The sequence below is a fragment of the Bradyrhizobium sp. JR4.1 genome (genome assembly GCF_040548605.1).
GTDB lineage: Bacteria > Pseudomonadota > Alphaproteobacteria > Rhizobiales > Xanthobacteraceae > Bradyrhizobium > Bradyrhizobium canariense.
Genome location: NZ_JBEPRY010000004.1, coordinates 402292 through 412837, shown reverse-complemented (window position 1 = coordinate 412837; position 10546 = coordinate 402292). Strand labels below are relative to the sequence as shown.

Annotated in this window: 7 protein-coding genes; 4 read left to right on the top strand and 3 right to left on the bottom strand. The window is 63.2% G+C overall.

Annotation, left to right across the window (positions count from 1 at the left end; translation table 11 throughout):
- Window positions 1-779 precede the first annotated feature (779 nt).
- Window positions 780-2363, bottom strand: coding sequence for a porin (locus ABIB90_RS13445; RefSeq protein ID WP_354160436.1), 1584 nt, complete (start codon window positions 2361-2363; stop codon window positions 780-782).
- A 506-nt stretch (window positions 2364-2869) separates the two neighbouring features.
- Between ABIB90_RS13445 and ABIB90_RS13440 the strand changes: the two genes are divergently transcribed.
- The gene (locus tag ABIB90_RS13440) at window positions 2870-3349 is read left to right on the top strand and encodes a MarR family winged helix-turn-helix transcriptional regulator (RefSeq protein ID WP_007595922.1); all 480 of its coding nucleotides are present in this window, start codon (window positions 2870-2872) and stop codon (window positions 3347-3349) included.
- A gap of 77 nt (window positions 3350-3426) precedes the next feature.
- Here ABIB90_RS13440 and ABIB90_RS13435 read toward each other — a convergent pair whose 3' ends face one another.
- Entirely contained in the window at window positions 3427-4509 is a 1083-nt protein-coding gene (locus ABIB90_RS13435) for an alpha/beta hydrolase family protein (RefSeq protein ID WP_354200840.1), read from the bottom strand.
- An 861-nt stretch (window positions 4510-5370) separates the two neighbouring features.
- Between ABIB90_RS13435 and ABIB90_RS13430 the strand changes: the two genes are divergently transcribed.
- The 3 genes from ABIB90_RS13430 to ABIB90_RS13420 all read left to right on the top strand — a co-directional run bounded on the left by ABIB90_RS13430 (window position 5371) and on the right by ABIB90_RS13420 (window position 9395).
- Window positions 5371-6435, top strand: a complete 1065-nt coding sequence (locus ABIB90_RS13430; protein ID WP_354200839.1) for a ketopantoate reductase family protein — start codon at window positions 5371-5373, stop codon at window positions 6433-6435.
- 527 nt (window positions 6436-6962) lie between these two features.
- A complete protein-coding gene (locus tag ABIB90_RS13425) occupies window positions 6963-7781 on the top strand; it encodes a CxxCxxCC domain-containing protein (protein ID WP_354160432.1) in 819 nt (272 codons plus the stop codon).
- A 102-nt stretch (window positions 7782-7883) separates the two neighbouring features.
- Complete coding sequence (locus ABIB90_RS13420) at window positions 7884-9395, top strand: helicase HerA domain-containing protein (protein ID WP_354200838.1); 1512 nt, start codon at window positions 7884-7886, stop codon at window positions 9393-9395.
- Window positions 9396-9411: 16 nt separating this feature from the next.
- Here ABIB90_RS13420 and ABIB90_RS13415 read toward each other — a convergent pair whose 3' ends face one another.
- Window positions 9412-10443 (bottom strand): HoxN/HupN/NixA family nickel/cobalt transporter, encoded by a 1032-nt coding sequence (locus ABIB90_RS13415; RefSeq protein ID WP_354200848.1) that lies wholly within the window; start codon window positions 10441-10443, stop codon window positions 9412-9414.
- Between the last annotated feature and the right edge of the window lie 103 nt (window positions 10444-10546).

Here is a 10546-nt window from a genome sequence, read left to right as displayed (position 1 = left end):
CAAGAGGGCGCAGGGAAGGCCGGGTGCTGACCTCGCACCCGCGGTCCGCTGCGCGAAAAGCACACGCAGGAAAACCGCACAGCAGCATACAGGTGGTGCCAATCACTCGGCCTTCCCTGCGCGATGGTTGGACGGCTTATGCCGTGCTCTCCCGGGAGCCGAGTTCTCTTTGGCCTCCCTCGTCCCAACGAAAGTCACCGGCACCGCGCCGGTTGACGCAGATGCCGCATTCGCCAGGGCTTGACCGTAGCAACGACGGCCAGGACCACACGGTTTTGCCGTACGCACGGCTCGCCATTTCGCCGCAGTTTTTCCAGCCCTGTCGACAGAGCCGGAAACTTACAGACGAGACGAAGCCTAGCAGCGCCGCTCGTCGGAACGAAGCCTTGGGCTCACGGAGAGCAATCCGCCCTGCCCTTAGCCACTCGTACCCGAACGCTGCCGCGTCCACCGCAAGCCCGGCTCGCGAACGTGACGACCACAAGATCGCCCCTCAAGGATGAGCCGGGATGAGCGACACATACGCCAAAACCGAATTTCGGTAAAGTGGAATATTTTTGCGGCAAACGATTGACAGAGGAGCGACACAGGCGCGGTCCCGTAGCCCGGATGGAGCGCAAGCGTAATCCGGGAAGGTGCCAGACACCGCGCGAGCGGCCCCGGATCGCACTTGCGCTCCATCCGGGCACCGGGGCTTCGCCGTCCTACATCATCTGCTTTACGCAAAAAAACACCCGGCGGTTTCCCGCCGGGTGTTCGTTCATGTGTTTCGACAGATCTTACCAGTTGCGCTGAGCGCGGAGGATCATGGCGATCGAGTCCTGGTCCTTCAGTTCGTAAACCGCGGCCGGCTTAGCGGTAATAACGTTCGGGACGAGGCCAACCGTACCGGAGTACTTCTGGTCGAGGTGGGTCCAGGAGACGTCAGCCGAGAACGTCAGGTTCTTGACCGGGGTCCAGCGGGTGACGACACCGAGCTGGCCGATGGCGAAGTCCGGGTTACAACCCGTCACACCGGCCAGGCCGCCGAACACGCCGCCAGCACCGCCGGCGCCGCAGAGCGTGGTCTTGGCCAGCGTGCCGAACTGGGCCTGTGCGTAGGCACCGTACAGCGAGGAGTTCCAGTATGGATCCCAGTTGTGGGTGTAAGCGCCGCGGAAACCCCAGGTCTTGACGGTTTCCTGCGAACTGCCGGTCACGAACACCGTATCGGGAGCGCTGGCGAAGCCGATGCTGCCGTAAGAGCCAGCAATGCCCGAATTGCCGTACAGCGCGTAGCTGCTGCCCGACAGATTCTGGAAGTTGTAGCGGGTCGCACCGTCGGTGTAGACGCCCTGGATGTTGATCGTGTCACCCGCGCCGGTCGGGATGTTCTTGATCGACAGAGCGAGCTGAACCGCCCAACCCCATTTGTCGTCGGGGTGGCCGGTCGGCTCGGTCGCGCCGTAATAACCGACGTGGTTGTCATGCGCAGCCACCGACGCCTGGAACAGGCCCCAGGCCTGGTCGACACGGACCGTACCAACGAGGTTCGGCGAACGAGTGCCGCCGATCGCGTTGGTGCCGTACGAGCCGCCGATCATGCCGCCCGCGGTCGCGCCGGTCATGTTGACGTTTCCGGCCTGATAGTAGGCCGAGACGTCTTCAGCCGAGAACGACGCCGTGATGCCCTGACCGAAGTCGGCGGTGTAGGTGAACTGGTTGACACCAGTGACCGTGCCGCTGCCGCCGACGAGGTTGTCGGTGATGTTGCCGGGATAGTTGGTCCAGGGCGCATCGAACTGCGACACGGCCTTACCCATGGTGAAGCCGGCGAACTGAATGAAGGCGTAGTACACGCCGAGTGCGCCACCCGAGGTGTTGCCGTCGGTGCCGTTGACGTTGCCGCTACCATTCGAACCAACGAGGCCGGTGCCGGCAGCGTTGAGACCGAGCGTACCGCTGTACTGGGTTGCGCCCGTTGCCGACCCGGTCGGGGTATAGTTGCCGCTCGTCCAGGTGAAGACGCCGTCGAAGAAGGTGCGGACCACGCCGTATTCGGTCGCTGTGCGGGTGTCGATGTTGAGGTCTTCACGAGCGCGGAAGGTGTAGTAGTTCATCAGGCGGTTGCGAGCACCGGCAGTGCCGCCCTGGTTCGGATTGAAGTCCGAGTTGGTGTTGAAGTTCGCGTCAGCGCGCACGTAGCCGCCGAGCTTGATGCAGGTGTCGGTGCCCGGGATGTAGTAGAAGCCGGCGCCGTACAGCGAACAGATCTTCACGTATTCGACCGCCTTGGCCTTCACGGGAAGATCGGCTGCGAACGCCCCGGAGGCGGCCATCAGGCCGGCAGCCGAGCCGAGAAAGAGTGTCTTCGTCAACTTCATTAGTAAACCTCCAGGTCGGTTCAGGGGGCTCGGGTCCTCGGTGGACGCCGCTTTACCCTCTCAATTTCGATCAATTCAGATCCGCACGAAGGTCCGGACTGAAACGACAGCGAGGTGCCCCCCCTCCGTCGTGGCTTCACATATAGTTTATAAAAACAACTGCCTCAATTTATTGATTTGATGAATCGACAGTTCCGGCCGGGATGTGGCTTAAGAGCAACAGCGGCGGCTTTGGTAGCGAAGATTCCATATAAACAAACAAGAAAAGCCCTCAGGGGGCATCCCGAGGGCTTCTTGGAGGTCTCGCATCGCTGTCCATCGAGCGGGTCAAGAGCAGCGAAATAGAGTACGATAGTCGATAATAAAATTAATTGTTCTTTGCAAGCAATAATTTGTCCTGTGATTTCAGCTGCGCGGTATCTCCCTGTCGTCGGCGCGCGATTTTCGAGACGCTTCCAAGATATCCCATTAAAGATGGCTCATAGAACAAATGGGGAGGGAGCCACATGATCGAGAAGAAACTCGACAGGGCGATTACGGACTTTATCTGGAACGTCGTTGAAATTCATTCCCAGCTGGAGGACATCCACACCAGCTGGGCCGGACTGCTGGGCATTACCGAGCCGCAGTGGCTGATCCTGATGGCAATCACTGAACTGGACCAGGGGCGAGGTGTCGCCGGAATCGACATCGCAAACAAGCTGCGGGTCCACCCGGCCTTCGTGACCAACCAGACCAAGGCCCTCGAAAAGGGCGGCTTCCTATCGCGACGGCCGGCAGCAGACGACGCACGCTACGTCCTGATGTCGCTCACCGCAAAGGCGACCTCGGAGATCGAAAAGCTGTCCAAGAGAAAGCTTGCCTTGAACTCGACCATGTTCAACGAGCTCGACGAGAAGACCCTGGCGGATCTGAATGCCGCGCTCGCAACGATTGCGAAGAATGCCCGGTTGGCCGCACGGTTGCTGGCCATCGACGCCTCCTGACCCCCTGACCTCAGACGCGGAACGTGCGCCTCGATCAATCCCCAATCTCTTCTCGCCTTCCCAATCTCTTGCGCGGCTCAGAGGTAGGTCACAGAGCCCAGCTGGGGGGCAATTCCGAGTTTGCTGTCGAGCCATTCGAAAATGAAATCGTCCACCGCGATGAAATTCTCGACCTCGCCCAGGGGGTGCGGAATGCAGTTCGGCACGACGGTCGCGCAATCGGCTCCGGCCTGCCGATAGCCGGCTTGCAGTTCGAGAGCATCCTCCTCCCAAACCATTGAGCGGCTCCCGACGACCATCAGAAGTGGGCAAGGGATCCGACGCGACGGCGGCAACGAACCCGTTGAGGTCCCGTCACGGACCGTCTGCTCGACGCCGATCATCCAGCGCAGCGATGCCCGGCGCATGACCGGCGTCGCAATGCCGCCGTCGCCCACGACGGCAGCCATCCTGCGATCCAGGAGGGCAAGACGGGATGCGTGACTGGCGGCCGCCCCCTCGCCGTAGACCGCGATCTGCTGCGAATCGACGTCCGGACGCGCTTCCAGGTAATCCAGCCAGCATTGCAGAATATGCGCCGGCTTGAAGGGGCTGCGACCGGATGAATTGCCGGTATCAACGAGCAGGAGTGACATGTTCCGTCGCCCGGAGGCCGGCAACAGCCTGCTCATCATCGAGCCCAGGGTGATGTCCTCGTCGCTGACACAGATAACCGCGGGTGCGAAAGACCGATCGGGGAACGCCGGCAGAAAGTAGCCTGCAAGCGAGCCTTGATCAAAGCAGTCGATCTCCACGCGCTCGATCGCCGAACCGGCGTCCTCCTCGAAGCCCCTCAGGCTGAGTCCGACCTTGTCTACGAGGTCGGTACTCCCGGGATCTCCGGGCCAAGACAGGTTCCTCGCGACTTCAAGGGCCGTCAGCGAGCACAGCCACGCTTCCCGCGCGATCTGAGCTGAACCGGCTGCGCGCACCGATTCGGCGAAGATCCGGTACTCGCCTGAGATCCTCAACCAGTCCGAAATCCACCGATGCCTGTGCGCCTCGCGCACGAGTTCGGCGACGGACAAGCTTTCGAAAAAATCGGACGCGCGTTTCCGCAAGCACGCCAGGCTTCGACCGGCGCCGTCGCACGTGCCGTGAGGCCAATGATCATGTTCCATGACAGTCCCCGAACGGCGCGTCGACGGTTGCTTGGACTCGGCGCAGCGCTGTTAGCGCAACGCCCTGCATGTCTGCTCGATGCGATATCACGCGTGCGTGATCGCGCTTGCGTCTGCCGCCCCGATGATCATTCCGCTTTCCCTTCGCGGGCGGGGGCACTGGACCAGACGGACTACAGTCCGAACGAACCGGTCGCAAAGCAAGTCTCACGCCGACTCCAACTCAATCGTCACGTCTCAGCTCCGTTGCTGATACACAGTTTAGGCCCCGCACCACTCTGCCATTTTTTGCTGTTCCGCGTTTGCAGTTTTTTGTTGCGGTGGACGACTAAAATTGGAGCTCATTTAACGAGGGAGAAGGCATCGCCTGTGTCGGCTTCCATCATGAATTCCTGATGACGCCGATCCGCCGTGCCACCAATCACGCCAGCGACAAAAGATGCGGCGGGTTGCCGCCTGATCGATGCCGACGCCCTTCGCCACGGGACTTTCCCGCGGTCGACGTCGCAGGAAAACCCGCGCGACGAAATCCTCGATGTCGCTCATCCGCACCCGGCGCGCGAGACGTGACGAGGTATGATCGCGTTCTGGGCGAGCCCGGGCGATTGAGGCGTGCAACATTTCTTACTTCGGTAAGCCAGTTATTTGAGCAACTCATGGACATGCAGAACCCGTCGCCGGTGAGGCGCCGTCGCGCTTTCGGCGTCAAGCAACACGCCGGGCCGCCTGCTGAGCCTTCCGTGCCTTGTATCCATTATCCCAGTTGCCATCCCCACGCACTTTGCCTTACATGCCGGCCAAACTCGCCCGCGGATGACGGCCGGGGCTCAAAAATCGCACAAATTGTCAAAGGGACGAGACATGGCGCGTAACATCCTGATTCTCGGGGCTTCCTACGGCTCCCTGCTGGGCACGAAGCTGCTGATGGCGGGGCACAACGTGACCCTGGTCTGCCGCGCCAAGACCGCGGAGTTGATCAACCGCGAGGGTACCGAAGTGCGCATCAAGTTGCGCGACGAGGCGGTTCACCGCGCCATCTTCTCGCGCGACCTGTCCGGCAAGCTCGACGCCGTGACGCCGGCCAATGTGGACTTGTCCCGTTACGACATGGTCGGCCTTGCGATGCAGGAGCCGCAATACACCAACCACACGGTGCGCGTTCTCATGGTCAGGATCGCCGCGGCGAAGCTGCCGTGCCTGTCGATCATGAACATGCCGCCGCTGCCCTATCTGAAGCGGATCCCCTCGCTCGCAGACATGGATCTCGAGGAGGCCTACACCAATGCGCAGGTGTGGGAGCGCTTCGAGCCCGGGCTGGTGACCCTGTGCTCGCCCGACCCGCAGGCGTTCCGTCCGCCGGAAGAGGCTGCGAACGTGCTTCACGTCGGTCTGCCCACGAATTTCAAGGCATCCGTGTTCGCCGACGAGAAGCACAACAAGGTGCTGCGCGAGCTCGAAGCCGACATCGACGCGGTGACCCTGGACGGCCACGACGTGCCGGTGAAGCTGAAGGTGTTCGATTCTCTGTTCGTGCCGCTAGCGAAATGGTCGATGCTGCTGACCGGCAACTACCGCTGCATCACGCCGCACGAGCCGCAGTCGATCCGTGACGCCGTGCACGGCGATCTCGCGCGCTCGCAGACGATCTACGAGCATGTCGACGCCATCGCGCGGCGTCTCGGCGCCGATCCGCAGGACCAGGTGCCGTTCGCGAAGTACGCCAAGGCTGCCGAGAGCCTGCTGAAGCCGTCGTCGGCCGCACGCGCGGTGGCCGGCGGCGCGCCCTTCATCGAGCGCGTCGATCTCTTGGTGAAGCTGATCTCGCATCAGCTCGGCGCGCCCAATGCAGAGATCGACCGCACGGTCGAGACCGTGGACCTGAAGCTCAACGAGAAGATCGTGCAGGGCGGATCGGGCGCGCTGTAACGGGCGCTTCCATTCGCGATCGGACGCGTCGGCGCTTACGCTCCCAAGACACCGGGGCTGAGCGTCGCGCCTGGGGCTGCCACCATGCTCTCACGCAAATGATCGCGCGCGGCACTGTTCCTGGTGTGACGCAAACTCAACAGGAGTGATCGCGAGTCATCGATCACGCGATCGTGTCGCTTTCAGTTCCCTCCTGCTTTTACCGCAAATATCACGCCTGAATGACACAGAGCCCATGTGGCTCGTCATTTCTAGACGTGGCGCAGCGTGAAAATGCGGCATTTCCGCTCGAACTGAACCAAAGCGCACAATCCTTGTCCGCCGCGCGCTCGAACGAGGTCGCACGCTTCGGACGAGATCCTTCATTTGCGCAAACGCCGCATGCGCGCGCGCCAGGCTCGCCGTCTTGTCTGGCGGATGTGCCTGAGTAACATAGCTTTGCAAGACAGTCTTTTACGGCTTTTCCAGACACGGTTTGCAGTCCCCGCGTTCGGATCCAGACAAGAAAAATCGAAGAAAAAGAAGCAATGGACCAGGCGATGCTGAGCGTCGTCCGCGCAGTAGAGGCAGGCGCGACGACGATGAAGGGCGTGATCGACGCCACCGGACTGTCCCGTCTCAAAATCGAACGTGCGTTGAACGCGCTGGAGAAGCAGAAGCTGCTGGTCCGCGACGGCCAGGGTTTTCGCGGAACCGGCCCGACCAGGACAGCCCAGCCTGCCCGACAATGCGGCTCGTGCAATGCCTGCTGCGACATCCTCGAAGTCGCCGCCGTCGACAAGCCGGTGAACCAGCTGTGCAAGCATTGGCAGACGGGCACGGGTTGCACCATCTACGAGCGCCGTCCCCAGATGTGCCGTTCATTCGTCTGCGCCTGGCTGCAAGGCCATCTCGACGACCACTGGTTTCCCGCGAAGTCGGGCATCATCGTGCATTTCAGCCAGGACGCCGTCAACGTCACCGTCGATGATCATTGCCCTGATCGCTGGCGCGAGGAGCCCTATTTCAGCAAGCTCGCCGAATGGTCGCTGAACGGCATCAAGCGAATCGGAAATCGCGGCTACGCGACGCTCGTCGTCTCCGGCGCCGACCGGTTCCTGCTGCTCGGGCGCACCGTCGTTCCCGAGCCAACGCTGTTCGGCACCGCGTTCATGCCGCTCACCGCCGACACATTTCGATTCTGGCGGGCGACATCCCCGGAGCATCTGCAGCGGCTGCACGAGCGTATCGCCGAGATCGAGCGGATCAGGCAGGAATTCGGCTCCTGCGCCATTCCTTCCGATGAGGACGACGATCCGCAAGCGCCCTATCGGCCCGCACTTCTACGGCAATCGAATCACGCCTGAACTCCGCCGTGGGCAACAACGCATGATTTCCGCCATGGTGCTCGACGCGCCGCGACCGGGTTGTTAAGTCCTTGTTCGCGAATGATAGGACTTGAGTCGGGCATGACGGTTGCAATCGAGATGGGGCAGACCACGGCGGGCGCTGTGGCCGCCATGGACCTCGAGGAACTGCTGGCGACCCGCCTCCTGGTGCAGGGCAATTCGGGCTCCGGCAAATCGCATTTGCTGCGACGGTTGCTGGAGCAGAGCGCACCCTGGGTGCAGCAGGCCATCATCGATCCCGAAGGCGATTTCGTCTCGCTGGCGGAGCATTTCGGCCATCTCGTGATCGAGGCCGAGGATCACACCGAACGCGGCCTTCAGGTTGCCGGCGAGCGCGCACGGCTGCATCGCGTCTCCACCGTGCTCAATCTCGAAGGGCTCGACGCCGAAAACCAGATGCGCCGCGCCGCGGCCTTCCTCGGCGGGCTGTTCGATGTGGACCGCGACCATTGGTATCCGATGCTGGTGGTCGTCGACGAGGCGCAGCTGTTTGCGCCTGCAGTCGCGGGCGAAGTCTCGGACGAAGCGCGAAAGCTTTCGCTTGGCGCGATGACCAACCTGATGTGCCGCGGCCGCAAGCGCGGGCTCGCCGGGATCATCGCGACCCAGCGGCTGGCAAAGCTCGCCAAGAACGTCGCGGCGGAAGCGTCCAACTTCCTGATGGGCCGCACCTTCCTCGACATCGACATGGCGCGCGCCGCCGACCTGCTCGGCATGGAGCGGCGACAGGCCGAATCGTTTCGCGATCTCGAACGCGGACAATTCATGGCGCTCGGCCCCGCGTTGTCGCGACGTCCCCTGCGTTTGAATATCGGCGCGACCGAAACCCAGCCGCGCAATTCCACGCCGCGGCTGATGCCGATGCCCGAAGCCGCACTCGAAAACATGCGCGCCGTGATCCTGGCCGCGCCGCCCCCCGATGCCAGCCGGCCGCAGCGCCGGCCCGCGCCCGATCTGCTCGAGCAGCTCCGCGCCGCGAAGGCTGCGGCACCGGAGATCGGGCCCGAAATGATCGAGGTTCCGGTCAGCGCCGAGGAGCTCGCCGAACGGCGCGAGCGCGTGGATCGGACCCTTCGTGCCGTGCTCGCCGCGCCCGACGCCGGTTTCCGCGCGGTAGGCGTGCTGTACCAGGAGTTCGTGGTCCGCTGCCGCATCGAGGGCCTCGGCTCGGCGGTGCCCGACCTCACCGAATTCCGCCGCATGCTGACGCGCGCACGCGCCGGGCTCGGCGCCGAGCATGCCGAGGACGACGCTTGGCAGGATGTGTCGCTCCGCGCCTCGATCCTTCCCGACGACATGCAGGGCGTGTTCATGATGATCGCGCGCGCGGCGAAAGAAGGCTGGCCGTGTCCCGGCGACGCCGCCATCGCCCGCGCCTACGGCTCGCACTCGCTGCGCCGGGCGCAGCGCCTGCTCGGCTACATGGAAGAGCAGGGTCTGATCGTCTGCCAGCTCGACGGCGCCGGCCGCCGGATCGTGACGCTGGTGGAATTGGCCTGGGCCACCGCGCCGGGCGATCCCAATGCTGATGATTTACCCGCGGAGCAGGCTCCGAGCGCGGCTTCGGCTTGAGCCAGCGGATTGTCGATCAGGCCGCTTCGGTGACATCGGCGCCGATCAGCGCATCGGCCGCGCGCCGCCGCTCAACTGCAAACATGCGCCGATAGAGCACGACTGAGACGAGCCAGGCGACCGCGAACAGCGCGACCACGGCGAAGCCGACATTGGCGAGCGAGTCGTTGAGCGCGTCGACCAGTGCCCACGCGCCGCCGGACAGGCCGAGCCGGTCCGCGATCAGCCCGAGCGCCTCGATTCCCCCGATCAACAGCGCCACCGCCACGGAAGCTCCTGTGATCGTGAGGTTGTACCAGAGCTTTCGCAGCGGATCGACGAAGGCCCAGCGATAGGCGCTCACCATCAGTGTCGAATCGGCGGTATCGACCAGCGCCATGCCCGACGCGAACAGCGCGGGGAAAACGAGAACATCGGCAAACGAAGCGCCGCGCGCGGCTTCGCTGGCGGAGATGCTGAGCAGACCGATTTCGGTTGCGGTGTCGAAGCCGAGCCCAAACAAAAAGCCGAGCGGATACATGTGCCAGGGTTTTGTCACTAGGCGGAACATCGGGCCGAGCAGCCGCGCCAGGAGACCGCGACTGGCGAGCAGGGCGTCGAGGCCCTCGGCGTCGTGAATGCCCTGCTCCCGTGCGGCGCGAAACGTCCGCCACAGGCCGGCGAAGATGACGAGATTGATGGCCGCGATCACCAGCAGGAACAGCGCCGAGACCGACGTGCCGATGAAGCCGCCGATCTCCTTGAGCAGGCTGTCGCCACCGAGGCTCACGACGCCGAGCGCGAGCAGCATGGTCGCCACCACGACGATCGTGGAATGGCCGAGCGCGAAATACAGACCGACGCTACGTGGCGTGCCGCCTGCCTGCATCTGCTTGCGCACGACATTGTCGATGGCCGCGATATGGTCGGCATCGACGGCATGGCGCAGGCCGAACACCCAGGCGAGCAGCGCGGTCGCCATCACCGTCGGCCGGTCACCGAACGCCGCGAAGGCCCAGGCCCACGCCCCGATGTTGGCCGCGATCAACCCGCCGAACAGCAGCACCATCCCGGGCTCGACCGCCCGCAAAGATAATCTCGTCACGTCAATCATTCGGTCCACTGCGCACGCCCATCGCACGAGCGGTATGATCTTTTCATAAGGTGGTCAT

Bases quoted from the DNA above. Each gene is read 5' to 3' on its own strand.
- ABIB90_RS13430 (WP_354200839.1), top strand. From the start codon at position 5,371: ATGGCGCGTAACATCCTGATTCTCGGGGCTTCCTACGGCTCCCTGCTG.
- ABIB90_RS13415 (WP_354200848.1), bottom strand. From the start codon at position 10,443: ATGGTGCTGCTGTTCGGCGGGTTGATCGCGGCCAACATCGGGGCGTGG.
- ABIB90_RS13425 (WP_354160432.1), top strand. From the start codon at position 6,963: ATGGACCAGGCGATGCTGAGCGTCGTCCGCGCAGTAGAGGCAGGCGCG.
- ABIB90_RS13445 (WP_354160436.1), bottom strand. From the start codon at position 2,363: ATGAAGTTGACGAAGACACTCTTTCTCGGCTCGGCTGCCGGCCTGATG.
- ABIB90_RS13435 (WP_354200840.1), bottom strand. From the start codon at position 4,509: ATGGAACATGATCATTGGCCTCACGGCACGTGCGACGGCGCCGGTCGA.
- ABIB90_RS13420 (WP_354200838.1), top strand. From the start codon at position 7,884: ATGACGGTTGCAATCGAGATGGGGCAGACCACGGCGGGCGCTGTGGCC.
- ABIB90_RS13440 (WP_007595922.1), top strand. From the start codon at position 2,870: ATGATCGAGAAGAAACTCGACAGGGCGATTACGGACTTTATCTGGAAC.